Annotated in this window: 28 protein-coding genes and 1 tRNA gene; 22 read left to right on the top strand and 7 right to left on the bottom strand. The window is 62.5% G+C overall.

The window, feature by feature from the left end:
- Positions 1–128: 128 nt before the first annotated feature.
- From nrdR to A9K65_RS24680, 8 genes are all read left to right on the top strand, one after another.
- Positions 129–608 (top strand): transcriptional regulator NrdR, encoded by a 480-nt coding sequence (gene nrdR, locus A9K65_RS24715; RefSeq protein ID WP_013532250.1) that lies wholly within the window; start codon positions 129–131, stop codon positions 606–608.
- A gap of 2 nt (positions 609–610) precedes the next feature.
- Positions 611–1,726, top strand: coding sequence for a bifunctional diaminohydroxyphosphoribosylaminopyrimidine deaminase/5-amino-6-(5-phosphoribosylamino)uracil reductase RibD (gene ribD / locus A9K65_RS24710; RefSeq protein WP_063167764.1), 1,116 nt, complete (start codon positions 611–613; stop codon positions 1,724–1,726).
- Positions 1,727–1,738: 12 nt separating this feature from the next.
- Complete coding sequence (locus tag A9K65_RS24705; protein ID WP_064995446.1) at positions 1,739–2,356, top strand: riboflavin synthase; 618 nt, start codon at positions 1,739–1,741, stop codon at positions 2,354–2,356.
- Positions 2,357–2,419: 63 nt separating this feature from the next.
- Complete coding sequence (locus A9K65_RS24700; RefSeq protein ID WP_013532247.1) at positions 2,420–2,680, top strand: ribbon-helix-helix domain-containing protein; 261 nt, start codon at positions 2,420–2,422, stop codon at positions 2,678–2,680.
- On the top strand, positions 2,680–2,955 hold the full coding sequence (locus A9K65_RS24695) for a type II toxin-antitoxin system RelE/ParE family toxin (RefSeq protein ID WP_063171900.1): 276 nt from the start codon (positions 2,680–2,682) through the stop codon (positions 2,953–2,955). The genes A9K65_RS24700 and A9K65_RS24695 overlap by 1 nt, the downstream gene beginning before the upstream one ends.
- A gap of 81 nt (positions 2,956–3,036) precedes the next feature.
- On the top strand, positions 3,037–3,531 hold the full coding sequence (ribH, locus tag A9K65_RS24690; RefSeq protein WP_013532245.1) for a 6,7-dimethyl-8-ribityllumazine synthase: 495 nt from the start codon (positions 3,037–3,039) through the stop codon (positions 3,529–3,531).
- Complete coding sequence (nusB, locus tag A9K65_RS24685) at positions 3,528–4,028, top strand: transcription antitermination factor NusB (RefSeq protein ID WP_013532244.1); 501 nt, start codon at positions 3,528–3,530, stop codon at positions 4,026–4,028. The genes ribH and nusB overlap by 4 nt, the downstream gene beginning before the upstream one ends.
- The gene (locus tag A9K65_RS24680; RefSeq protein WP_064995445.1) at positions 4,025–5,236 is read left to right on the top strand and encodes an MFS transporter; all 1,212 of its coding nucleotides are present in this window, start codon (positions 4,025–4,027) and stop codon (positions 5,234–5,236) included. The genes nusB and A9K65_RS24680 overlap by 4 nt, the downstream gene beginning before the upstream one ends.
- 8 nt (positions 5,237–5,244) lie before the next feature.
- On the opposite strand, the gene A9K65_RS24675 is transcribed toward A9K65_RS24680, so the two are convergent.
- On the bottom strand, positions 5,245–5,817 hold the full coding sequence (locus tag A9K65_RS24675) for an NADPH-dependent FMN reductase (protein WP_013532242.1): 573 nt from the start codon (positions 5,815–5,817) through the stop codon (positions 5,245–5,247).
- 203 nt (positions 5,818–6,020) lie between these two features.
- Here A9K65_RS24675 and A9K65_RS24670 point away from each other — a divergent pair, with 203 nt between their 5' ends.
- From A9K65_RS24670 to A9K65_RS24650, 5 genes are all read left to right on the top strand, one after another.
- On the top strand, positions 6,021–6,932 hold the full coding sequence (locus A9K65_RS24670) for an ABC transporter substrate-binding protein (RefSeq protein WP_013532241.1): 912 nt from the start codon (positions 6,021–6,023) through the stop codon (positions 6,930–6,932).
- Between the two features lie 55 nt (positions 6,933–6,987).
- Positions 6,988–8,151 (top strand): ABC transporter permease, encoded by a 1,164-nt coding sequence (locus tag A9K65_RS24665; RefSeq protein ID WP_064995444.1) that lies wholly within the window; start codon positions 6,988–6,990, stop codon positions 8,149–8,151.
- Complete coding sequence (locus A9K65_RS24660) at positions 8,148–9,086, top strand: ABC transporter ATP-binding protein (protein ID WP_013532239.1); 939 nt, start codon at positions 8,148–8,150, stop codon at positions 9,084–9,086. Before A9K65_RS24665 ends, A9K65_RS24660 begins: the two co-directional genes overlap by 4 nt.
- On the top strand, positions 9,083–9,832 hold the full coding sequence (locus A9K65_RS24655) for an ABC transporter permease (protein ID WP_013532238.1): 750 nt from the start codon (positions 9,083–9,085) through the stop codon (positions 9,830–9,832). Before A9K65_RS24660 ends, A9K65_RS24655 begins: the two co-directional genes overlap by 4 nt.
- A gap of 239 nt (positions 9,833–10,071) precedes the next feature.
- Positions 10,072–12,213 carry a sodium-translocating pyrophosphatase gene (locus A9K65_RS24650; protein WP_013532237.1) on the top strand — a complete coding sequence of 714 codons (2,142 nt, stop codon included), beginning with the start codon at positions 10,072–10,074 and terminating at the stop codon, positions 12,211–12,213.
- Between the two features lie 272 nt (positions 12,214–12,485).
- On the opposite strand, the gene A9K65_RS24645 is transcribed toward A9K65_RS24650, so the two are convergent.
- Complete coding sequence (locus A9K65_RS24645) at positions 12,486–12,998, bottom strand: outer membrane protein assembly factor BamE (protein WP_013532236.1); 513 nt, start codon at positions 12,996–12,998, stop codon at positions 12,486–12,488.
- A gap of 114 nt (positions 12,999–13,112) precedes the next feature.
- Between A9K65_RS24645 and A9K65_RS24640 the strand changes: the two genes are divergently transcribed.
- The 7 genes from A9K65_RS24640 to A9K65_RS24610 all read left to right on the top strand — a co-directional run bounded on the left by A9K65_RS24640 (position 13,113) and on the right by A9K65_RS24610 (position 17,850).
- Positions 13,113–13,661, top strand: coding sequence for a ubiquinol-cytochrome C chaperone family protein (locus tag A9K65_RS24640; protein WP_063167769.1), 549 nt, complete (start codon positions 13,113–13,115; stop codon positions 13,659–13,661).
- Complete coding sequence (locus A9K65_RS24635; RefSeq protein WP_064995443.1) at positions 13,658–14,206, top strand: DUF177 domain-containing protein; 549 nt, start codon at positions 13,658–13,660, stop codon at positions 14,204–14,206. Before A9K65_RS24640 ends, A9K65_RS24635 begins: the two co-directional genes overlap by 4 nt.
- Positions 14,207–14,318: 112 nt before the next feature.
- Complete coding sequence (gene plsX / locus A9K65_RS24630; RefSeq protein WP_024504675.1) at positions 14,319–15,389, top strand: phosphate acyltransferase PlsX; 1,071 nt, start codon at positions 14,319–14,321, stop codon at positions 15,387–15,389.
- A 9-nt stretch (positions 15,390–15,398) separates the two neighbouring features.
- Positions 15,399–16,370 (top strand): beta-ketoacyl-ACP synthase III, encoded by a 972-nt coding sequence (locus A9K65_RS24625; protein ID WP_024504674.1) that lies wholly within the window; start codon positions 15,399–15,401, stop codon positions 16,368–16,370.
- 103 nt (positions 16,371–16,473) lie between these two features.
- Positions 16,474–16,797, top strand: coding sequence for an integration host factor subunit alpha (locus tag A9K65_RS24620; RefSeq protein ID WP_013532231.1), 324 nt, complete (start codon positions 16,474–16,476; stop codon positions 16,795–16,797).
- Between the two features lie 125 nt (positions 16,798–16,922).
- Positions 16,923–17,462 (top strand): MerR family transcriptional regulator, encoded by a 540-nt coding sequence (locus A9K65_RS24615; RefSeq protein ID WP_063167770.1) that lies wholly within the window; start codon positions 16,923–16,925, stop codon positions 17,460–17,462.
- 85 nt (positions 17,463–17,547) lie between these two features.
- Positions 17,548–17,850: a hypothetical protein gene (locus A9K65_RS24610; protein WP_064995442.1), complete on the top strand. Its 303-nt coding sequence runs from the start codon at positions 17,548–17,550 to the stop codon at positions 17,848–17,850.
- A 530-nt stretch (positions 17,851–18,380) separates the two neighbouring features.
- Here the strand turns inward: A9K65_RS24610 and A9K65_RS24605 are convergent.
- On the bottom strand, positions 18,381–18,995 hold the full coding sequence (locus A9K65_RS24605; RefSeq protein ID WP_064995441.1) for a hypothetical protein: 615 nt from the start codon (positions 18,993–18,995) through the stop codon (positions 18,381–18,383).
- Between A9K65_RS24605 and A9K65_RS36100 the strand changes: the two genes are divergently transcribed.
- Positions 18,976–19,560, top strand: coding sequence for a helix-turn-helix transcriptional regulator (locus tag A9K65_RS36100; RefSeq protein WP_245321893.1), 585 nt, complete (start codon positions 18,976–18,978; stop codon positions 19,558–19,560). The two genes, A9K65_RS24605 and A9K65_RS36100, sit on opposite strands and share 20 nt — an antisense overlap.
- Positions 19,561–19,747: 187 nt before the next feature.
- Positions 19,748–20,209, top strand: coding sequence for a YbaK/EbsC family protein (locus A9K65_RS24595; RefSeq protein ID WP_064995494.1), 462 nt, complete (start codon positions 19,748–19,750; stop codon positions 20,207–20,209).
- Between the two features lie 129 nt (positions 20,210–20,338).
- Here A9K65_RS24595 and A9K65_RS24590 read toward each other — a convergent pair.
- The 4 genes from A9K65_RS24590 to A9K65_RS24575 form a co-directional block, all read right to left on the bottom strand.
- Positions 20,339–20,415 (bottom strand) — tRNA-Pro (locus tag A9K65_RS24590).
- Positions 20,416–20,770: 355 nt separating this feature from the next.
- On the bottom strand, positions 20,771–21,538 hold the full coding sequence (locus tag A9K65_RS24585; RefSeq protein WP_064995440.1) for an outer membrane beta-barrel protein: 768 nt from the start codon (positions 21,536–21,538) through the stop codon (positions 20,771–20,773).
- A gap of 306 nt (positions 21,539–21,844) precedes the next feature.
- Positions 21,845–23,101 (bottom strand): O-antigen ligase family protein, encoded by a 1,257-nt coding sequence (locus A9K65_RS24580; RefSeq protein ID WP_064995439.1) that lies wholly within the window; start codon positions 23,099–23,101, stop codon positions 21,845–21,847.
- Positions 23,098–24,633, bottom strand: a complete 1,536-nt coding sequence (locus A9K65_RS24575) for an undecaprenyl-phosphate glucose phosphotransferase (protein WP_013532222.1) — start codon at positions 24,631–24,633, stop codon at positions 23,098–23,100. Before A9K65_RS24575 ends, A9K65_RS24580 begins: the two co-directional genes overlap by 4 nt.
- Positions 24,634–24,641: the final 8 nt, after the last annotated feature.

The raw sequence follows: 24,641 nt of genomic DNA, 5'->3' as shown, positions 1-24,641 counted from the left end.
GAGGCTGGCAATCCTGCTTGCGCCTCGCTATCTCTGAAGGGCGAGGGAGCTGTTGGCGACACTTTGCCATCGCTGCAAAAACCTCTAAGCCTTTCGCTTCACCAGATTCGCCAACCAAAGGCTTCTCCATGCGCTGTCCCTATTGCCAGTCGGAAGATACGCAGGTGAAGGATTCGCGCCCCGCCGAGGATGGCGCGGCGATCCGCAGGCGGCGCGTCTGCCCCGATTGCGGCGGCCGTTTCACCACCTTCGAACGCGTGCAGTTGCGCGACCTCGTCGTGGTCAAGAAATCGGGCCGCAAAGTGCCCTTCGACCGCGACAAGCTGTTGCGCTCGGTGGAGATCGCCGTGCGCAAGCGCAATGTCGATCCCGAACGCATCGACCGCGCGGTGACAGGCATCGTGCGCCAGCTCGAAAGTTCCGGCGAGACAGAGGTTGCTTCGGGAGAAGTCGGCCGCCTGGTCATGGAAGCGCTGAAGTCGCTCGACGATGTCGCCTATGTCCGTTTCGCCTCGGTCTACCGCAATTTTCGCGAGGCCAAGGATTTCCACGAATTGCTGGGCGAGCTCAAGGGCGACGAAGTCAAGGGTGAAGAGGAAGCCAGCTGAGCATGACTGCAAGCGAACAGGCCGCCCTTGATCGCCGCTTCATGGCAGCGGCACTCAGACTGTCGCGAAAAAATGCCGGGCGCACCGCGACCAACCCGTCTGTCGGGACGCTGATCGTGCGCGATGACGGCAATGGTCCGATGATCGTCGGCACCGGCGTCACCGCTGTCGGCGGCCGTCCGCATGCCGAGACCGAGGCCCTGGCCGAGGCCGGCGACCTCGCGCGCGGCGCCACCGCCTACGTCACGCTGGAACCTTGCGCCCACCACGGCCGCACGCCGCCTTGCGCCAATGCGCTGGTCAATGCCGGCGTTGCGCGGGTCGTCGGTGCCGCCAGCGATCCCGATTCGCGCGTGTCCGGCAAGGGTTATGCGATCCTGCGCGCGGCCGGTGTCGAGGTGGTCGAGAAGGTGCTGGCGGCGGAAGCCGCCGAGCAGATGGCCGGCTATTTGATTCGATCGTTGAGAAAACGCCCGGAAGTGATTCTCAAGCTTGCGCTTTCCAGCGACGGCAAGATCGGCAGGGAAGGTGACGGGCAGGTGTCGATCACCGGCGATATCGCGCGCCGAGAAGTGTATCTGATGCGGGCTGAGGCGGACGCCATACTGGTTGGTATCGGCACCGCCCTTGAGGATGATCCGGCCCTGACGGTGCGTTTGCCGGGGCTTGAGAACCGTTCGCCTGCCCGCATCGTGCTCGACCGCCAGCTCAGGTTGCCGGAGGCCTCGAAGCTGGTTTCGGGCGTCGACCGGGTACCGCTCTATATCGCCGCCTGCCTGGAGGCCGATCCGCTGCGGCGGGCAGCACTCGAACGCGCCGGCGTGCGCTTCATCGGCACCGAGACGCACGAGGGCGGCGTAGCCTTGCCGGAACTACTCGAGGATCTGGCCGCGCTCGGCATGGCCAGCGTGCTGGTCGAGGGCGGCGCCAGGGTGGCGAGCGCTTTCCTGGCCGACGGGCTGGTCGACCGCATCGTGCTGTTCCAGGGACCGGATGCAATCGGCGACGACGGCATTGCATCGCCGATCGACGCCGACCATATCCCGGCAGGATTTCGCAAATTGCGCGACATGCGTTTCGGCGAAGACAGCTACGCCGAGTGGACAAGAGACCTCTAGGGATCAACACCGATGTTTACCGGAATTGTCACCGATGTCGGCACTGTCGCGTCCGTCAAGCCGCTCAGGGAAGGGGCGGGGCTGCGCATCGACACAGCCTATGACCCGCAGACCATCGCCATCGGCGCCTCGATCTCCTGCGGCGGCGTCTGCCTGACAGTCACGGCCTTGCCCGACAGCGCCTCGAATGCACGCTGGTTCGAGGTTGAAGCATGGGAGGAAGCCTTGCGGCTGACCACGGCCTCGGGCTGGAAATCCGGCACCAAGGTCAACCTGGAGCGGGCGCTGAAGATCGGTGACGAACTCGGCGGCCACATCGTTTCGGGCCATGTCGACGGCATGGCCGAAATCGTCGAGCGCAAGGATGAGGGCGATGCCGTGCGCTTCACGCTGGAAGCGCCGCGCGACCTGGCGAAGTTCATCGCGCCCAAGGGCTCGGTCGCGCTCGACGGCACCTCGCTCACCGTCAACAAGGTCGAAGGCACGCGCTTCGACGTGCTTTTGATCCACCATTCGCTGACCGTGACCACCTGGGGTGAGCGCAAGGTCGGCGACCGCGTTAATCTCGAGATCGACACCATGGCGCGTTATGCGGCGCGGCTGGTCGAGGCGACGAAAGAGGGGCTTTAAGTGCTGCTGCACTCGACTTAATCAGTTTTAATCGCTATGATTAAATCTGATTGTGAGGCTCTGATGGATACAAAAGTAATCACCGCTCACGTTCCGCTGCCGCTGGCTGAAAAGGTAGATCAACTGGCTGCCCGCCTTGAGCGCCCACGCGGCTGGATCGTCAAACAAGCTCTTTCCGCGTGGGTGGATTTGGAGGAGGAGCGCCGACGGCTCACGCTTGAAGCAATGGCCGATGTCGACGCAGGACGGGTCATCGATCACCAGGCCGTGCAGGCGTGGGCTGAGAGTCTTGGTACCGACAAGCCACTGCCGGTGCCTCGTTGATGGAGTTGAAATGGACCAACAAGGCTTTGTCCGACTTGGTCCGGCTACATGATTTTCTCGTGCTAGAAAATGGCCCGGCGGCCGCACGTGCCGTGCAGTCGCTTACTGCCGCGCCGGCACGGTTGGTCGAATATCCGCGCATCGGTGAGAGACTGGAAGAGTTCGAACCACGAGAAGTGCGTCGCATTTTGGTAGGCAGCTACGAAATTCGTTACGAGATACAGAACACGACAATTTCTGTGTTGCGCCTGTGGCATACGCGAGAGGATCGATAGGACAGGAGTCCATCCAGCAATCTTCCGCTTGCGATGAACCCGGCTTCGGCCTAAGTCACCGGCAACTCCCCGGAGACTTTTATGGCTGGTACATCCCAACACGGCAAAGCCTTCATTCGTCCGAAGGCGAAGGCGCATCTGCTCATTGTCGAAGCGCGCTTTCATGACGACCTTGCCGATGCGCTGCTCGACGGCGCGACAAGCGCGCTCGATGAAGCGGGCGCGACTTACGACGTCGTCACCGTTCCAGGTTCGCTGGAGATCCCCGCGGTGATCACCTTTGCACTGGACGGCGCGACGGAAGGCGGCACACATTATGATGGCTTTGTCGCGCTGGGCACCGTCGTCCGCGGCGACACTTACCATTTCGACATTGTCGCCAATGAATCCAGCCGCGCGCTCATGGATTTGAGCGTGCAGGACTCGGTCTGCATCGGCAACGGCATTCTCACCACCGAGAATGACGCCCAGGCCTGGACTCGCGCCAAGCGCTCGGAAGGCGACAAGGGCGGCTTTGCCGCGCGTGCGGCGCTGACCATGATTGCCCTCAAGGAACAATTGGGAGCGCGATCGTGAGCGAACCCGCTTCGCCCGGGCAGCCTGCGATGCGCCACGCCAACAAGCGCGGCGCTGCCCGTCTGGCCGCCGTGCAGGCGCTCTATCAGATGGATGTCGCCGGCAGCGGTGTCTTCGAGATCACCGCCGAGTACGAGGCGTTTCGCCTTGGCAAGGAAGTCGACGGCGCGCTCTATCGCGAGGCCGATGCGCAATGGTTTCGCGCTATCCTGGCGGGTGTCGTCGAGAACCAGAAGACCATCGATCCGATCATCCGCCAGGCGCTGACCGAGGACTGGCCGCTGTCGCGGCTCGATTCGACGCTGCGCGCCATCCTGCGCGCCGGCGTCTACGAACTGATGAAGCGCGAGGATGTCCCGGTCGCCGTCATCGTCTCCGAATATGTCGACATCGCCAAGGCCTTCTACGAGGAAGACGAGCCGAAGCTGGTCAATGCCGTGCTCGACCGTGTGTCACGCCGGGTGCGTGGCGAGGGGCGCGGCAAGGACGCATCATGACGGCAATCGCCGTCGAGGCAGGCAGCGAGGCGCGCCGCACGGCGCTGATCCTGGCCGCATCGCAGGCGATCATCGGCTCGGCGGCCCCCATCGCCATCTCCGTGGGGGCGCTGGCCGGGCAATATCTGCTTGGCCCCGACAAATCATTGGCGACAGCGCCGATCACCGGCTTCAACATCGGCGTGGCGCTCGGCGCGCTGCCTGCAGCGGCCATCATCCGCAGAATGGGCCAGCGCGGCGGCTTCATGACCGGAACGATCGTCACGGCGCTTGGCGGCCTGATCGCCACGCTTGCGCTTTTTCAAGGGAGCTTCTGGCTGTTTGCCTTTGGCTTGCTCACGATCGGTGTCGGCGGCGCCTTCGTCCAGCAGTTCCGCTTCGCCGCCGCCGACAACGCACCGCCGGAATTCAAGGCGCGCGCCATCTCCTTCGTGCTGGCCGGCGGCATCGTCACCGCTATCCTCGGGCCGCAGATTGTCATCTTCACCCGCGAATCGCTGGCGCCGGTCATGTTTGCCGGTTCGTTCGTGTCCATCCTGCCGCTGGCCGCCGTCGGCGCCATCATCCTGTCCTTCCTGCGGCTGCCGGCGAAAGCATCCGGCAAGGTGGAGATCGCCGACAGCGACGCCAGACCACTGGCTGAAATCGTCACGCAGCCGCGTTTCGTCGCCGCGCTTTTCTGTGCGGTCGGCAGCTACGCGCTGATGAGCTTCGTCATGACGGGCGCACCGCTGGCCATGGTCGGCTGCGGACTGTCGGAGACCGACGCGACGCTCGGCATCTCCTGGCACGTCATGGCGATGTTTGCGCCAAGCTTCTTCACCGGCTCGCTGATCCATCGCTTCGGCGCCGAACGCATTGTGACCACCGGCCTGATCCTGCTCATCGGCTGCGCCATTGTCGCTCTGTCGGGCCTGGCGCTGTGGCAGTTCTGGACGTCGCTGATCCTGCTGGGCCTTGGTTGGAACTTCGGCTTCATTGGCGCGACCGCAATGGTGGCCTCCACCTACCGGCCGTCGGAAAAGGGCAAGGTGCAAGGCTTCCACGACTTCGTCCTGTTCGGCTCCGTCGCCTGCGCCTCACTGATGTCGGGCATGGTCTACAACGCCTGGGGCTGGGAGATGCTGAACTGGATAGTCTTTCCGGTCACCGTCCTGTGCTTCGTGGCGCTGGGCGCGCTGAAGCTGACGAGCGCGCGCCCGGCTTGACGCCAAACCTATGCGTCCGGCGGCAACACCTGAAGCACCCGCGCTATGAACATATGGAACTCAGCCATGTAGTTGCGCAGGAAGTCCTCGGTGGATTCGACCGTCACTTCGCCGTCGTCCGTTATCAGTCCCGGCGTGAACTGGATATAGGCTTCCGGCGCATTCATCTGGGGTGAGTTGCAGAAGCTCAGAACGCTGCGCAGGCTTTGTTGGGCGACAGCGGTTGCGATGGCGCCCGGCGATGTTCCGATGACGGCGGACGGTTTGCGCGCGAATGAATTCTTTCCATAGGGGCGGCTCGCCCAGTCGATCGCGTTCTTTAATCCGCCAGGGATCGAGCGGTTGTACTCCGGGGTAACGAACAGGACGGCCTGAACGGACGCGATCGCCTTTTTGAAATCCCGGGCGACCGGCGGGAAATCCGCATCATAATCGTAGCTGTAAAGAGGCAGATCCCTGAAGGCGATTTCCGTCATTTCAAGTTCCGGAGGAGCCAGTTGAACGAGCGCCTTCGCGAGCTTGCGGTTGATGGATTCCCGGGCAAGACTTCCGATGAGGTAGCCGACTTTGTGTATGGCCATGACACGCTCTCCGTGTTTGCCACCCGCACTCTATGGCATTATCCGCCAGATGGCAGCAGATCGCCAGCGTCGCCTCAAAATCGGCCTTCCGAACAAAAATATTGCGCTGATCCCCCTTGTTATGAAACCGTGTGCCCCGACTGGCCGTTGAAGCCATGCTCATATGCGGTCATCGCGTTTCGGTTCATAGCAAGGGGTTTCACATGTTTTCAGTCAAGTTTCTGGCCGGCGCGGCATTGGCGCTCGGCATCACGGTGGCTTCCGCCAATGCCCAGGTGGTTGTCTCTTCGAAGATTGACACCGAGGGCGGCGTGCTCGGCAACATCATCCAGCTCGTCCTCAACGCCAACAACATCAAGACATCGGACCGCATCCAGCTCGGCGGCACGCCGGTGGTGCGCAAGGCGATCACCGCTGGCGAGATCGACATCTATCCCGAATACACCGGCAACGCCGCCTTCTTCTTCGAGAAGGCCGACGACCCGGTCTGGAAGGATGCCGCCAAGGCCTATGAAACGGCCAAGAAGCTCGATTACGACGCCAACAAGATCGTCTGGCTGTCGCCGTCGCCCGCAAACAACACCTGGGCGATTGCGCTGCGCAAGGAAGTCGCCGAGACCAACAAGCTCGCCACGCTCACCGACTTCGGCAAATATGTCGCGGGCGGCGGTCAGGTGGTGCTGGCGGCTTCCGCCGAGTTCGTCAATTCGGCGGCTGCACTGCCGGCCTTCCAGACCACCTATGGCTTCACGCTGAAGCCGGACCAACTGATCACTCTCTCGGGCGGCGACACCGCGGCAACCATCGCCGCGGCCGCCAACCAGACCAACGGCGCCAATGCGGCCATGGTCTACGGCACCGATGGCGGCATCGCACCGTCCGGGCTCGTCGTGCTCGACGACGACAAGGGCGTGCAGCCGGTCTACCAGCCGGCGCCGATCATCCGCGAAGCGGTGCTGAAGCAACATCCCGAGATCGAGACGCTGCTGAAGCCGGTCTTCGCCAAGCTCGACCTCGTCACGCTGCAGGAGCTGAATGGTCGCGTGCAGGTCGGCGGCGAGCCGGTCAAGGGCGTCGCCGAGGACTTTTTGAAGAAGAACGGCTTCCTGAAGTAGGACGATTCCGGCGCGCCGCTTTCGTGGCGCGCCGGATCGACTGACGGGGGAGGGCGTGAACATCCGCTTCGACAAGCTCGGCGTGGTCATCGCCGCTATATCAGCCTACGCGGCTTTTGCCGCGCCCTTTGCCACGTTCCGTGCCAACCGCATCGTCCCCGGCCAGGCGCGCTCAATTCTTGAGGCGCTGCCGGCAATCACCGGGACGCTGCTGCTCGTCATCGTCGTCGCCGCAGCACTCATCGCGCTGTTCAAGACACTGCTTGCGCTGCGCCTTGCCGCCAGCGTGGTGGCGCTTGCCGCGCTCGCGCTGCTGATCGGCGTCGCCGGAACATTTCTCACGCCGGAGGGCAACACCTTTGCGAGAGTTTCGCCAGCCTCCGGTTTCTGGATTCTGATCTTTGCCTTCACGCTTTTGCTTGCCGATGTGCTGACACGGCTGAACCTGTCGCCATTGGCACGAGTTGGCGTGCTTGCGGTCTCGGCTTTGGCGATAGGGCTGCTGTTGATTTCGGGAAGCTGGGACAATCTGTCGATCCTGAAGGAATATTTCAACCGCGCCGACAGTTTCTGGGCGGAGGGCTCCAAGCATGTGACGCTGGCGCTAGGGTCGCTGCTTGCGGCAGTGGTCGTCGGCCTGCCGGTCGGTATTCTCTGCCATCGCGTCGAGAATCTGCGCGCCGGCGTTCTCAACGTGCTCAACATCATCCAGACCATTCCCTCGATCGCGCTGTTCGGCCTGCTGATCGCGCCGCTCGGCTGGGTGGCCACGCATGTGCCGGGGGCTGCCGCGCTCGGCATTCGCGGCATCGGCACAGCCCCCGCCTTCGTCGCGCTGTTCCTTTATTCGCTGCTGCCGGTGGTGGCTAACACCGTGGTCGGTCTCGCTGGCGTGCCGCGCACCGCCAACGACGCGGCACGCGGCATGGGCATGACCGAACGCCAGCGCCTGTTCGGCGTCGAGTTCCCACTGGCCTTTCCAGTGATCCTGACCGGCATCCGCATCGTCTTGGTGCAGAACATCGGCCTCGCCACCATTGCCGCGCTGATCGGCGGCGGCGGTTTCGGCGTATTCGTCTTCCAGGGTGTGGGCCAGACGGCGATGGACCTTGTGCTGCTCGGCGCGGTGCCAACGGTCGCGCTCGCCTTTGCCGCCGCCATCATCCTCGATGCGGTGATCGAAATGACCGCCACCAGGCGCAGGGTTGAAACGGCATGATCGAGATCGAAGGCATTACCAAGCGCTATGACGCGACGACCGTGGTCGATGACGTGTCGATGGTCATCGAGCCGCGCACCATAGCCGTCATTGTCGGCACGTCCGGTTCCGGCAAGACGACGCTGCTGCGCATGATCAACCGGCTGGTCGAACCGACCTCGGGCATCATCAAGCTCGACGGCGCCGACAATCGTTCGCTGCCCGGCTATGAGCTGCGCCGCAGCATCGGCTACGCCATCCAGGGCCACGGCCTGTTCCCGCATCGCACGGTGGCGCAGAACATTGCCACCGTGCCGGTGCTGCTCGGTTGGGACAAGGACCGCATCAAGGCCCGGGTCGACGAACTGATGACGCTCTATCAGCTTGACCCCGAAGCCTTCGGGCCGCGCTACCCGCACGAACTGTCCGGCGGCCAGCAACAGCGCGTCGGCGTTGCCCGCGCGCTCGCCGCCGAGCCCAACGTGCTGTTGATGGACGAACCGTTCGGCGCCCTCGACCCGATCATCCGCAACAAGGCGCAGGAGGATCTGCTGGCGATCCAGAAGCGCTTCGGCACCACCATCATCCTGGTCACCCACGACATGGAAGAGGCCGTGCATATGGGCGACAAGATCGCGGTCATGGATGCCGGCAAGCTGGTGCAATACGCCAAGCCCGCCGAGATCCTGGCAAAGCCGGCAAGCGCCTTCGTCGAGACCCTGGTCGGCGCCAGCGAAAGGCCGTTCCGGCTGCTGTCGCTCGGTCGGGTCCGCGATGCCGTGGAGAAGGGCTCCGCCGAAGGCGAGGCGATCCCTGGCGACGCCAGCCAGCGTGACGCGCTGGCCGAATTGTTGTGGACGGGCCGGCCGGCGCTGCCGGTCAAAGGCGCCGATGGCAAGCCGCTTGGCCGCGTCACCGTCGACGGGCTGGTGAAGCGCGCGGCGAGGCCGGCATGAAGGCCTGGCTTCCATCGTTGCTCAGACTTGCCCTGGTGATGCTGCTCGTTGCCTTCGTCACCAATCCCGGCTGGTTCGTGCCGCTGCTGAAGCCGCTGACCGAAAACAATGCGCCGGTGATCTACAACCAGGGCAGCCTGCTGACGCTGACATTGCTGCATTTGCGCACGGTTCTGATCGCCACCGTGGCAGCAACCATCGTTGCGGTGGCGCTTGCCATCCTGGTCACCAGGCCGGCCGGCGCCGAATTCCTGCCGCTGTCGCGCAGCCTGGTCAACATCGGCCAGACCTTTCCGCCCGTGGCGGTGCTGGCACTCGCTGTGCCGGCCGTCGGCTTCGGCGAGAAGCCGACACTGATCGCGCTGTTTCTCTATGGCCTGCTGCCGATCTTCGAGAACGCGCTGACCGGCCTGACGACGCTACCTGCCAATGTCGTCGAGGCGGCGCGCGGCGCCGGCATGACCGGTTGGCAAAGGCTCACCAAGGTCGAGCTGCCGCTCAGCGCCCCGATCATTCTCGGCGGCATCAGGCTGTCGGTGGTGATCAGCCTTGCCACGGCGACCATCGGTTCGACCGTGGCAGCCAAAACGCTGGGCGAAGTGATCATCGCCGGGTTGTTGTCCAACAATCTCGCCTTCATCCTGCAGGGCGGCCTGATCGTGGCAGCCCTTGCCGTGCTGATCTATGACGGCCTGTCGGCCATAGAGCGCTACACGGCGCGCCGGATGGGCCGGGAGGCAGAGTAGCCACGCCCTGCGTCAGGGCTAATTTCAATCGATCTAATCGCAGGGTGCTGACGGCAGCCGCCGCCTGGTCCCAACCATTTGGGCGAAAGCCGGGCAAAAACCGAACAATATCTTGACGTTCGCAGCCCTGTTTCGCATACACCGCTGCGAAGAGGCGGATTCCGTGCTCGGAATCCGGTCTTTGTCTCAACGGCCCAGGGAGGGGTTCTTTTGGGCCATCAATCGAGGAAAATCCGGCAATGACAATTATTTCCGCCGTCATCGCCTGCGGCCTGCTTTCAATCCTTTACGCCATCTGGGCGACACGTTCGGTCCTTGCGGCCGATCAGGGCAATGCACGCATGCAGGAAATCTCCGCGGCTATCCGCGAGGGCGCACAAGCCTATCTGGCGCGTCAGTACACCACCATCGCCATCGTTGGCGTCGTCGTCCTCGTGCTCGCCTGGTGGTTGCTGTCCATCACCGCCGCGATCGGCTTCCTGATCGGAGCGGTGCTTTCAGGCGCCGCCGGCTTCATCGGCATGCATGTCTCCGTTCGCGCCAACGTTCGCACGGCGCAGGCCGCATCGAACAGTCTCGCTGCCGGCCTCGACATCGCGTTCAAATCGGGCGCCATCACCGGCATGCTGGTTGCTGGCCTCGCCTTGCTCGGCGTGTCGATCTACTACCTCATCCTGACCCACTTCATGGGCCTCCAGCCCAATGACCGCATCGTCATCGACTCGCTGGTCTCGCTCGGCTTCGGCGCATCGCTGATCTCGATCTTCGCTCGTCTCGGCGGCGGCATCTTCACCAAAGGCGCCGACGTCGGCGGCGATCTCGTCGGCAAGGTCGAAGCCGGTATTCCCGAAGACGATCCGCGCAACCCGGCCACGATCGCCGACAATGTCGGCGACAATGTCGGCGACTGCGCCGGCATGGCCGCTGACCTGTTCGAAACCTATGCGGTGACTGTCGTCGCCACCATGGTTCTGGCTGCCATCTTCTTTGGCGGCACCGCCGTGTTGGGTGCGGCCATGCTTTATCCACTCGCCATCTGCGGCGCCTGCATCCTGACCTCGATCGTCGGCACCTTCTTCGTCAAGCTCGGTTCCAACGGCTCGATCATGGGCGCACTCTACAAGGGCCTGATCGTCACTGGCCTGCTGTCCATCGTCGGCCTCGGCGTCGCCACCCAGGTGACGCTCGGCTGGGGTGAGGTCGGCACGGTCGCCGGCATGGTCATCACCGGCAAGAACCTGTTCATCTGCGGCCTGATCGGCCTCGTGGTGACCGGTCTCATCGTGGTCATCACCGAATACTACACCGGCACCAACAAGCGCCCGGTCAATTCCATCGCCCAGGCGTCGGTCACCGGTCACGGCACCAATGTCATCCAGGGCCTCGCGGTCTCGCTGGAATCGACGGCGCTGCCGGCGATCGTCATCGTCGGCGGCATCATCTCGACCTATCAGCTTGCCGGCCTCTTCGGTACGGCGATCGCGGTCACGACTATGCTCGGCCTTGCCGGCATGATCGTTGCGCTCGATGCCTTCGGCCCGGTCACCGACAATGCCGGCGGCATCGCCGAAATGGCCGGCCTGCCCAAGGAAGTGCGCCACTCCACCGACGCGCTCGACGCGGTCGGCAACACCACCAAGGCGGTGACCAAGGGCTACGCCATCGGCTCCGCCGGTCTCGGCGCATTGGTGCTGTTTGCCGCGTACTCGAACGACCTGAAGTTCTTCGCCGCCAATGGCGACAAATATCCCTACTTCCAGGGCATGGGCGAGATCTCCTTCGATCTCTCCAACCCATACGTCGTCGCCGGCCTGATCTTCGGCGGGCTGATCCCGTATCTGTTCGGCGGCATCGCCATGACGGCCGTCGGCCGTGCGGCGGGCGCCATCGTCGAGGAGGTGCGCAAGCAGTTCCGCGAGGATCCGGGCATCATGGCCGGCACCTCGAAGCCGAACTACGCCCGCGCGGTCGACCTTCTGACCAAGGCGGCAATCAGGGAAATGATCATCCCGTCGCTGCTGCCGGTGCTGGCGCCGCTCGTCGTCTATTTCGGCGTGCTGCTCATCTCGGGCTCGAAGGCGTCTGCCTTTGCAGCGCTGGGTGCCTCGCTGCTCGGCGTCATCGTCAACGGCCTGTTCGTCGCCATCTCGATGACCTCTGGCGGCGGTGCCTGGGACAACGCCAAGAAGTCCTTCGAAGACGGCTTTGTCGACAAGGACGGCGTCAAGCATCTCAAGGGTTCCGAGGCGCACAAGGCTTCGGTGACCGGCGACACGGTCGGCGATCCCTACAAGGACACCGCTGGTCCGGCCGTCAACCCGGCGATCAAGATCACCAACATCGTCGCGCTCTTGCTGCTGGCCGTGCTCGCGCACGGCTGATCTAGACTTCAGCCCGAAACAACCCGCGGGAGCGATCCCGCGGGTTTTTTATTGAGCAATGCCATGTCGACGCGTCAACAGGCCGATCTCTTGCATGCGGTAAATGCGCCGGTATCTCATCTACCGGCTTGGGTTTCGACGGCTTAAGCATCGCCGGCAAACATACGGGGATCTTGCCCTGATCGAGGCCACAACAAAAACCCGCAGGATCGCTCCCGCGGGTTTTTGGTCGCCTGAGATGATGAGGCTCCCGGAATGGAAGCCGAAAGGAATTAGGCGCCGCCGCCCGGAATGCTGGGTGCCAGCTTGCTGGCACCGTTGATGATCTGGCTGAGGAAGTTCTGGTCCTTGCCGCCGGTCGGTGTGGTGCGTGAGATGAAGTCGAACATCTTGCCGTCCTTCATCCCGTAATTGGCGATCTGGGTGACGCGGCCATCGGCGCCGAAATAGACCGCCAGCACATGCTGATCAATGAGCCGTGGCTTGTCGAAGGCGACGTAGCGCTTGCGCGTCTGCGAAATGTAATAGAAGGCCTCGTTGTCGAACGTCGCGGTCGTCGACGGCGTGCCGAGCGCCAGAAGCACCTGCTCGCGGCTCGAACCGACCGGCACCAGGTCGATTGCCTGCTGGTCTATGACGTAACCTTGCGTCAGCGTCTCACTCGGGCTGAGGTCGCCGATCATCTTGGAGGTGTGGCAGGCCGATAATGCCGAAACGATCATCAGCAGCGAGATCGCGCCGGCGGGCCTGGACGAGAAGGTCGACTTGAAATTCAGCGCGCGCAACAACAACTCCATTAGCTGGCCGCAACTTGCGCTGGGCCGCGAAACCGGTAAACCAGCTTGCTTGCCGATGCAACAAGCCCACTTCAACAAACGGTCCCCAGGAGACCATCCCCAATGTTCCAGCGCTTTTTTGGCCGCGAACGCTACGCCAACCGCGCTATCACCGAGGCGCTTTACGCACAAATCGTGGCGGCGGCGCGGCAGACGGTGTTTTATTCCCACTGGAATGTGCCAGACACGCCGCTTGGCCGTTTCGAGATGCTGTCGCTGCACATGTTCCTGTTCCAGCATAGGTTGCGCGGTGAGAGCGGTGCGGCGCAAGAGGTCGCCCAGGTGCTGATCGACGAGTTCTTCCTCGACGTCGACCATTCGTTGCGGGAATTGGGCATTGGCGACGTTGGCGTGCCCAAACGCATGAAAAAGCTGGCAAAGATGTTTTATGGCCGAACCGCTGCCTATGACGATGCCCTGGAAAGAAACGACCATGAAGCGCTGACCGCGGCTCTTGCCCGCAATGTCCGGCCCGACGCGGGCGCCTGGCTGGAAGCATCGCTGCTGGCCAACTATGTTACCGACGCGCGCAATCATCTGGCCGCGCAGACATCCGAATCGATTGTCTCCGGCACGCTGACCTTTCCCGCCGCCAAGGAGGTTGAACAATGAAGCATGTGGACCCGCAAAGCCCGGTCTCCTTCCGTGCAAACATCACGCGCCTGCCGCAAAAGGGCCTGCCGCTGGTTGTCGAAGCCGATGCCGCACAGCGTGCGGCACTGGCCGAGGAGCACGGGTTGATTTCGGTCGAATCCTATCGCGCCGAGCTTCTGGTCGCGTCGTGGAAGCGCAATGGCGTGAAGATAAGCGGTCGTGTCGAAGCCGACATCACCCAGGCCTGCATCGTCACGCTCGAGCCTGTCGAAGCGCATATCGACGAACCGGTCGAAGCGCTGCTGCTGCCCGAGGATTCCAAGCTTGGACGGCAGGGTTTCGATGGTGGCGGCGAGATCCTGCTCGACGCGGAAGGCCCTGACAGTCCAGAGACATTTTCCGGTGACACGATCGATGTCGGGGCACTCGCCGAACAGTATTTCGGGCTCGCCATCGACCCCTATCCGCGTAAGCAGGGCGCAGCGCTCAACGCCGGCAGCGAGACCGAACCGGCGGAGAATGAATTTCAGCAAAAACTGCTATCCTTGCTGGGAAAATCCTGAAAAGCTCGCCCGCGACGGAAAAGTCGGTTGTGTGGCAGCCCAAAACCGTTATTTTCGCCGAACCTTCGCGGTCGCTAAACGACCTGCCGCCTAACCGTGAGACAAATACCGCGTGATCAGGATTTCCATCGATGCCATGGGCGGCGATCACGGACCAGCCGTGGTCATTCCAGCGCTCATGACGGTCGCGACCCGTCGTCCCGACATCCGCTTCGTCATCTTCGGGCGTGAGGAGGTCGTGCGCCCGGAGCTCGCCAAATTTCCCAAGCTTGCCGAGATCAGCGAATTCTTCCATTGCGAAATTGCGGTCAGGATGGACGACAAGCCGAGCCAGGCGCTGCGCCACGGCCGCTGGAAGTCATCGATGTGGAAGGCCGTCGAAGCGGTCAAGGCCGGCACGGCCGACGCCTGCATTTCCGCGGGCAACACCGGTGCGCTGATGGCGATGTCGAAATTCTGCCTGCGCACCATGGCCACCATCGATCGCCCGGCGATCGCAGCCCTTTGGCCGACATTGCGCGGCGAAAGCGTGGTGCTGGATGTCGGCGCGACCATCGGGGCCGATGCGCAACAGCTCATCGATTTTGCCATTCTCGGCACCGGCATGGCGCGCTCGGTCTTCGGCATAGCCCGGCCCAGCGTCGGCCTGCTCAATGTCGGCGTCGAGGAGATCAAAGGCCAGGAAGAGGTTAAGGAGGCGGGGCGCATGCTGCGCGAAGCCAACATGGCCTCGATGAACTATCACGGTTTCGTCGAGGGCGACGATATCGGCAAGGGCACGGTCGACGTTGTGGTGACCGAGGGCTTCGCCGGCAACATCGCTCTGAAGACCGCGGAAGGCACGGCGCGCCAGATAGCGGGTTATCTGCGCGCCGCGATGAGCCGCACCCTGATGGCCAGGATCGGCTACGTCTTCGCTAAGGGCGCCTTCAACCGCTTGCGCGAAAAGATGGATGTCGGCCGCTCCAATGGCGGCGTTTTCCTGGGGCTGAGCGGGATCGTCGTCAAAAGCCATGGCGGTGCTGATTCTGACGGGTTCGCCGCCGCGATCGAACTCGGCTATGACATGGTCCGCAACAACCTCCTCGACCGTATCGAGGCCGATCTGGACCTGTTTCATGCGCGCAACCCGCGCGCCCTGTCATCTAGGAAATCCGACGTCGTCACCGACGCAAAGGAATAGGAAAGAACTTTGATCAGATCAGTCGTGCGCGGCACGGGCGCCGCGCTGCCCCGCCGAATCATGAAGAATGCCGATTTCGAAGGCATGGTCGAGACCTCCGACGAGTGGATCGCCCAGCGCACCGGCATTCGCCAGCGCCACATCGCGGGCGATGACGAGACGACCGCTTCGCTGGGGGAAGCGGCGGCACGTGCCGCACTTGCCAATGCGGGCCTCACGCCCGCCGACATCGATCTGATCGTGCTGGCGACCTCGACGCCCAACAACACGTTTCCGGCCACCGCCGTCGAGATCCAGAACCGGCTCGGTATGCATCACGGCTTTGCCTTCGACATGCAGGCGGTCTGTTCGGGTTTCGTCTATGCCGTGACCACCGCCGATCTCTACATCCGCGGCGGCCTGGCCAAGCGTGTCCTGGTGATCGGGTCCGAAACATTCTCGCGCATTCTCGACTGGAGCGACCGGTCGACCTGTGTGCTGTTCGGAGACGGCGCCGGTGCCATGATCCTGGAAGCGGGCGAGGGCGCGGGCACGATCGCCGACCATGGCGTTCTGGCGGCCAGCCTGCGCTCCGACGGCACGCACAAGGACAAGCTTTTTGTCGATGGCGGGCCGTCGACGACGGGTACGGTCGGCCATCTCCGGATGGAGGGCCGCGAAGTCTTCAAGCACGCGGTCGGCATGATCACCGACGTCATCGAGGCGACGTTTGCGCAAGCCGGTATCTCAGCCGAGGATCTCGACTGGTTCGTGCCGCACCAGGCCAATAAACGAATTATTGACGCTTCCGCCAAGAAGCTCGGGATAGCTGAGCAAAAGGTGGTGGTTACGGTCGATTTGCACGGTAACACCTCGGCTGCTTCCGTGCCGTTGGCGCTGTCGGTGGCCGTTGCCGACGGCCGCATCAAGAAGGGCGATCTCGTCCTCCTGGAAGCGATGGGTGGCGGCTTCACCTGGGGCGCTGTCCTGGTTCGCTGGTAAGTGCCGAACGGTCCAGTTTCGGTCCTTGACCTTGACGGATCAATTACTTAGGCTCTGCCGTTGTTGTGCCGAATTTTATGTTTTGAGCTGATGGGACGGTCGCATGGGGGGAAAGACACTTACGCGCGCCGACCTTGCCGAGGCAGTTTACCGGAAGGTCGGCCTGTCGCGCACTGAATCGGCCGAACTCGTCGAAGCGGTGCTGGATGAAATCTGCGAAGCCATCGTGCGCGGCGAAACGGTGAAGCTGTCGTCCTTCGCGACATTCCACGTCCGCTCCAAGAACGAGCGTATCGGCCGCAATCCCAAGACCGGCGAGGAAGTGCCGATCCTGCCGCGTCGGGTGATGACCTTCAAGTCGTCCAACGTGCTGAAGAGCCGTATCTTGCGCTCCCATCAGAGCGGCAAGGCCAAAAGCGGCAAGTAATCCTACTGCGCGGTTGAAAACCGCCGCCGCCATGACGCCGGGCTTGAATATTGCTTCATAAACCGCTGAAATAAGCCCCGATTCGGCAGCTAGGCCGGATCATCGTCCAGCGTGAGGATTCGCCCATGGACAAGAGCCCCGACGCCTTTCGTACCATCAGCGAGGTCGCCGAAGATCTCGATTTGCCGCAGCATGTGCTGCGCTTCTGGGAAACGCGTTTCAACCAGATCAAGCCGATGAAGCGCGGCGGCGGCCGTCGTTACTACCGGCCGCAGGATGTCGAGCTGATCAAGGGCATCCGCCATATGCTCTACGACCAGGGCTACACCATCAAGGGCGTGCAGAAGCTGTTGCGCGAGAACGGCAACCATTTCCTGGTTGCCATCGGCAATGGCGACATGGCCGCCGTCGAGGCGATCTCGCAGCGAAGGCAGGCTGACCAGGTGCCGCTGACGCCGGCGGCCCAGCCGCGCAGCATGGACGACGAACTGGTCGGCCAGCCGCGCGTCAAACCCAGCCGTCGCTTTTTCGGCCTGGGCAAGAGCGACGAGGACGGTCCGGTGCAGCCGGATGCATCGAAACTCTCGCGCGACAACAGGGCCTTGCTGCAGGAGGCGCTGTTCGACCTCCTGGAATGCAAGCGCCTGCTTGATCAGGTGCGCTGACCGCAGCCCGACGTGATAGTTCGAAACCGGAACCCGTCTTCCGGTGAGGCGTTACGTTTCCTTCTGCAAGTGAAGGAAACACATCATGGCATTATTTTCGACCCTCTCGGACATCGATCTCGACAGGCAGGTCGCGGCTCTCACCAAAGAACTGGCCAGCTTGAAGAGGGCTGTGGCAAGGCGAGGCGGCGCCTACTACGAGGACGGTCGCGATGCAGCCTTCGATACCTATTCCGATCTTGCGGGGCGTCTGCGCGACGCCATGCCGGCACTGCGCAAACAGGGCAGGGTGATCGAGAGGTCGGCCCGCGACCATCCGGCGGCTGCCGCCGCTGTCGGCCTTGTGGTGCTCGGTCTTGTCGCCAGTTTGCTGTTCAGCCGGCGCTGAGGCGGTGCTTCTGATGGTGGAGATAGCTGGCGCCGTCATTCGAGCCCAACTCGTGTCGAGCTAACGCGCCGCAATGCCAAGGGAAGACCGGCCTTGGACAGGAAGCCAAGGCCGGTCTTCTCGGTGGCAGTTTGCGGTGCTTAGGCCTTGTTTCCGATCACATGGTGGTGGTGGCGGTGATGATGGTGATGGCGGACATGGTGGCGATGATGATGGTGGTGACGATGATGCTTTGCCATCGGCGCCGCATCCGCACTCGTCGCGCCGATGACGGGCACCGTGAAAGCCAATGCAACTGCAAGCCCGAGGGCCGAGAGGAGGGACTTCTTCATGGATCGTTTCCTTTTGTTTCGCGGGCGCATGTGGATCGGGGCGATAGCCCGGCCGCCGCGAATGGAATTACGCGCCTGAATTTTTTCGTCAGTATTTCCCGATTGTAGAATTTTGTTTCTGGACTGTTTCTGCCCAATCCAGCCTCCCGCCACCATGCACGGCAAGATCGAGAGGCGGCCCATTGGCCGCCTGTCCGACTACATCGGCGGCACGACGCCGTTGGTTCCGACCACGACGCGGCTGGCGCTGAGTGCGCCGTCACTGCCCCGCTCAGCGGTGACAAAGACCGTCGCACCCGGCTTGAGGTCGCTCGGCGTCGCCGGCGCGAAGGTGACGACAGGGGTGGTGTCGGGAATCGAAATCTTCTTGGTCTGGCCATTGTCATAGGTCAGCGTGACGAATCGCCCGCTTATATCGGTAACGTCGGCGACGGTGCCGTTGGTCATCCGGCTGTTTGGCTGCAGGTCCCAGGGGCGGTCACCCTCGCCGGTGCCTTTCAGCGCGGCCGGGAAGACCACCACCTCCAGGGCGCCGCTGCCGCCATCCGCTTTCGATACGGAGGCAATGCCGAGGAAATCGCCCTGCTTGATGTCCGTTGCCGAGGCGTTGGCGACGCCCGAGATCTTCCAGCCGGCCTTGAGCTTGATCGCGTCGGTATCGCCCTGGCGGGTTTTCACGGTGAGCAGCGTGGGCTTAAAACTGACCACCGTGCCGCGCACACGAAGCGCGCCTGCGGCTTGGGCGGTGCCCGCGCCGGCGACGGAAAGGCTGGAAATCGTGCCGAGCACGACCATGACTGTCTTCAAGTTCATTGCAAATAATCCTTCCGGGAACGAACTGGCTGGAACCGGATGGTTTCACGCCAGCGACCCGGAGATAACGAAAGGCCGCGGCGAAACTGCCGGCAAACGGCCGATCAGGCCTTCAAAACAACTTGATCGCGACGTGTGCGCCAGAGGCCGCGCCAGGCACCTGGTTCACGATCCCGTGACGGCCCTTTTGGCTCTTGGCAAATCACCAGTGAGAGGGCATCTTCCCGACCGTCTCAGGCAACACTCCTCATTTGATCAAACTCTTTCAGTCATGGAGTTGCCAATGCCCCATAATGCGAAAAGCGAACCCCACTCCGAACCGGCAACCAACGGGAGCGGGCCAGATTACAACACCCTCAGAGCGATGCGGGAGACTCGCGGTTACAGCGTGGAAGAGCTCTCCCTGACATGCGGCCTGGCGGTGGACGAGATTGAGGATATCGAAAGCGGCAGAGTGACCGATCCGTCGAAGCTGCGTCGTATTGTGTCCGCGCTTCACCTTCCCCAGGAAGCTCTGATCACCCCGGCTGCGCCGCCGGCGGCGCAAGGTCGATCGCTGGCGTAGACCCGCACCAGGCATTCCAGAGAACCCGCCAAGGCCCTCTTGGCGGGTTTCTTTGTACCTGCCGCAGCGTCTGCTTCAGCCTGGCGCTTGCCGATTTGTATGCCGCGCGTGCTTATATGCGCGGCGGCCCCGGCTGCTGGACAGCAATCCGCCGTCCTTCAAGTTTTTGAACCATGGGTTTTTCGATATGAGCCTGGACTCCGTTCGTGCGTTCTTCGCCGCCCACGCGCCTGACATCGACGTCATCGTCACGGAGGCGAGCTCGGCGACGGTGACCCTGGCGGCCGAGGCGCATGGCGTGCTGCCGGCGCAGATCGCCAAGACGATCTGCCTGCGCGTCGGCGAGCGCACCATGCTGGTGGTGACCAGCGGCATCGCCAGGCTGGACAACCGCAAGTTCAAGGACCAGTTCGGCGGCAAGCCGCGCATGCTCGACGCGGCGGAAGTTGTCGAAGCGACGAGCCACCCGGTCGGCGGCGTCTGCCCGTTCGGCCTGCCGGCGCCACTGCCGGTCTATTGCGACGTATCGCTGCGCGAATTCGACGAGGTGGTGCCCGCCGCCGGGTCCACCAATGCGGCGGTGCGGATCAGCCCGCAGAGGATGGTTGAGCTGATTGGGGCTGAGTGGGTGGATGTGTGCCAGGGGTAGGGGGCCCAACCGAAGTTCGAGCAAGGCGATTGAGAATACATTCCGGGATTTTGTCCCGATCCGAGATTTGGCCAGACTGACCGGGCATCTGGAAAGGCGGACTTTTGGGGGCAAGTCCTGCTTCTAAAATGGTCGGAGTGGCCGGATTCGAACCGACGACCCCTTGACCCCCAGTCAAGTGCGCTACCGGGCTGCGCTACACTCCGGACCGCGGAAAGCCCTATATTCTCAAGGGTTCAGAAGCAAGAGGCGAATTCGCTGAAATTGGTGAAATGGGAACAGACGGTGTCCCGGTGTGCCTTTGGTGACCGAAAGTCACACCGACAAATCATACCGCAAGTGCTGCTTAGGTTCCGGTCACCGAGGGCGGACACACTACGTGCTTTGTCTTGCCCTGGAAGGGCATAGCCTGCACCGCTCTAGGGCTGCAATTGCCCAAAGAAGTCCAAGACTTCGTTCAATCGCCAGAATGTTCGAAGGAATATGTAGGCTACGAGGAAAGGGGAGCGCTGACGAGCTCCCCTGACGCTAGATCTGATCCGCGAAAATGATGTCGATGCACTACTGACCCATTCCAAACTTGTAGGTTAGCCGGGCCATCACGGCATCGACCTTTGCCTCTGTGCGATAGGTCTCGGGATTGTCGCCGAGAGTGCCATCATCGAACACGTTGTCGCCCGTGCTCGTCTTATGGCCGAGGTCAACGTGGGTGTAGTCCACGCCAAGCGAGAGGTTGTTCGTGAGGGCATAGTCGATGCCAGCGCCGAGCGCATAGCCGTTCTGCCACTCATTCTTTTCGTAGGTTACCAGGGCGTCGTTGTCTCGGGCGCGGAAATCCACCTTGCCGCCGGCATAACCAGCCTTGGCATAGATCAGCACGCGATCGAAGGCGTAGCCGACGCGGCCGACGACCGTGGCATAATTCGAGATTTTGGCGGTCTCGGTGTCGCTGTCCGGGAAATAGGGGCTGGTGATGGTCTTGCGGATGCCCGTTGCCGTCCAGGTCGCTTCGCCGCCCAGAATGAACTGTCCCCACTGCCATTGCGCGCCTGCATGGATACCGCCGGCTACGCCGGCTTTGTTGAAGTCAAATCCTTCTGTTCCCGCCGGAACGAGGTCGGTGAAGAACCCACCGTTTGGCTCGGTCATATCCGTTGCCGTGATGTCACCATTGGCAACGCCGAGATGGCCGCCGACATAGAGGCCGCTCCAGTCATAGGCCGACCCCGCAACCGGGGCCAACATGTCTGCTGCTGACGCGGTGCTTGCCGACAGGGCGGCAACCGCGAGAATTGCTAAGAATCTATTCACGTATTTCTCCCAACCCAAGTAATTCCCTCGGGAACAACAATAGCCGGGAGCGAAATGAAATTATGTGATGTTTTTGCCACAACCGCATATTTTTGCCATGGACCAACCGTCCGTCGAGCACTCGATCTACACTGGCCTGACGCTTCAAAACGCAAATGAAGCCGAGTAAAGCGCATGTAGAGCGCCTAGTCAGGAAATCCATCAGAAACTTCGTATTCGGGTAGCAATTCCATTCGGGAAGCTCTCGAAGCTGTCTCGTCGTGATGTAGAGCGGGCCGGATCTCCACCGAAGGCCAACGTGAAGCCCTCTCACTCCCGCGACTTTTATGCCGGTGCCGGCGAGCCCTGAAAGGCAGGCCGCAACAACCGCTGGTGCCTGTATTCCAGAGCGATGGCGCCCCAGATCAGGCCGAGCAGCAGGTACACGTGGCGCCAGTGGTCGATGTCGATGAAGGTGCCGAGCCCGATATTGCCGATGAAGGCGACATAGGCGCACAGCAGATAGGGCTGCCAAGCACGGTCGCGCAGCAGGATGCGGAAGCCGGCTGCTATCGTCCATAGAACGAGCGCGAGGAACGACACGAAGCCGAGCCAGCCATAATCCATCAGCATCTTCAGCCAGATGTCATGGGTGTCTTCACCGAAGATCGTGCCGAAGACCAGCGGGCCGATGCCGAACGGATGCTCCATCGCCATCTGGAAGCCGATGCCGTAGCGGGCGAAGCGGCCGAGGCGGGCGGTGTCGTAGCTCTGTTCGAGATGGGCACGGTTGGAGAACATCTCCGACACGCCGGGCAGCTGCAGGATGACGATCATGGCGACGACCAGCAGCGCCAGTGCTGCAATCGTCATCACCACCACGCGCAGCCGGAACATGCCGCTGGCGCTTTGCAGGAACAGGCAGCCGGTGAGCAGGACGGCCGAGACGGCGAACATGCCCCAGGCGCCGCGCGAGAAGGAGAAGAAGATGCCGGCGGTGATGATCAGCAGCGGCACCGCCAAAAGCGGCATGCGCGTCACCGGTCCGGTCAAAAGCAGATAGAGCAGATAGATGCCGGGCAGCACCAGGAACGGGCCGAACACGTTCGGGTCCTGGAAGGCGCCGGCGGCACGATCGTATTTGGTGAACATCTCGGCGCCCGGAAAGGCGTGGAAGTAGCCTGCAATGCCAAGCAGCGAGGTCGCCACGGCCGAAACCACATAGGCAATGAAGATCAGCCGGTAGAGGCTCGGCTGTACGGCGGTGATCGATGCGAAGAACACCGCGCTGAAGGCGAGAAACAGCGATACGGCGAGATAGAGCGGTGTGTTGGCGAGGTCCGCCATCTGCGTCATGGAGATCATGCCGCCAATGTTCATCGTCACCAGCAGCACCAGCAAGGGCGTGGCCGCGCGGGAAATCCTCAAGCCGAAAAGCGCCCAGATGGCGATCAGCCCGGCCATGTAGAGCTCATAGGGCGCCGGCTCGCTGATGACGAAGCCGGACAGCAGAATGCCGAGGAAGACCGCGCCCGAGGAAATCAGCGCGATCAGCTTGGCGTTGACCGCCGCGCGCGGCAAATCATGGGCGATCGCGCTCAATAGGCGTTTTCCGTATTGAGCAGCCGGAGCGGCGTCAGGAACAGGATCCGCAAGTCGAACAGCAACGACCAGTTCTCGATATAGTAGAGGTCATACTCCGTGCGCATGCGGATCTTCTCGTTGGTGTCCATCTCGCCGCGCCAGCCATTGATCTGCGCCCAGCCGGTGACGCCGGGCTTGACCTTGTGGCGGGCGAAATAGCCGTCGACGACCTCGTTGTAGAGCAGGTTATGCGACTGCGCGGCGATGGCGTGCGGACGCGGGCCGACCAGCGATAGCGAACCCAGAAGCGAATTGAAGAACTGCGGCAGCTCGTCGATCGAGGTCTTGCGGATGAAGCGGCCGACGCGGGTGACGCGAGGATCGTTCTTGGTCACCGTCTGCTTGGCGGTCGGGTCGGCCTTGTCGGTATACATCGAACGGAACTTATAGACCTCGATGATCTCGTTGTTGAAACCGTGCCGCTTCTGATGGAACAGCACCGGACCCTTGCTGTCGAGCTTGATGGCGATGGCGGTCGCCAGCATCACCGGCGAGAACACGACGATGCCGATCAGGCTGAAGACGATGTCGAAGGCGCGTTTGGCCACCGAATCCCAGTCGTTGATCGGCTTGTCGAAGATGTCGAGCATCGGCACCGCGCCGATGTAGGAATAGGCACGCGGGCGAAACTGCAGTGCGTTGGAATGCGCCGACAGCCGGATGTCGACCGGCAGCACCCACAGCTTCTTCAGCAACTGCAGAACGCGGGATTCGGCGGTCAGCGGCAGCGACACGATCAGCATGTCGATGCGGGCGATGCGGGCGAATTCAATCAGTTCCGAAATGGTGCCGAGCTTGGGGTAGCCGGCGACGATGGGCGGCGAGCGCTTATCGCCGCGATCGTCGAAGATGCCGCAGATGCGGATATCGTTGTAGGGCTGCTTTTCGACCGAGCGGATCAGGATTTCCGCCGCCTTGCCGCCGCCGACGATGACGGCGCGCCGCTCCATGCGGCCATCGCGCGCCCAGGCCCGGATCAGCTTCGACATTACCAGCCTGAGGCCGAAGATGAGAACGAAGCCGATGACGAACCAGCTGCCCAACAAAAGACGCGAATAGTTTTCCGACATCTTCATGACGAACGCCGTCAGCGCCATGAGGGCGAAAGTGCCGGCCCAGACCAGCAGCACGCGGCCGAAATTGGCGATCGGCCGCATCAGGGCGACGATCTGGTAGCAGTCGGTGACGTCGAGCAGCACCACGGCAAGGAACGACGCGGCGGCGATCGTTACCGGATACTGCCAGGCGAGATAATTGAAGAACCCGACATAATGGAAATAGACGGCGAGCCCGGACAGGAACAGCAAGCCGAATTCGACCATGCGCAGGACGCCGCTGACCATGATCGGCGACATCGTATCGCGCCGGTACTGCGAGGCGACCTGGCGCGCGACATCGTTCATGCCGCTTGGCGTGTCGCCATCGGCCGGGCCGTCGAATTTACGCACCGCCTCTGCTGAAAAGCGGCGCGCGGGGTCGATCTCGTTCATGAGGGCTT

This window comes from Mesorhizobium sp. WSM1497 (assembly GCF_001672455.2).
Lineage (GTDB): Bacteria > Pseudomonadota > Alphaproteobacteria > Rhizobiales > Rhizobiaceae > Mesorhizobium > Mesorhizobium ciceri.
This window is presented reverse-complemented; position numbering and strand designations above follow the sequence as displayed.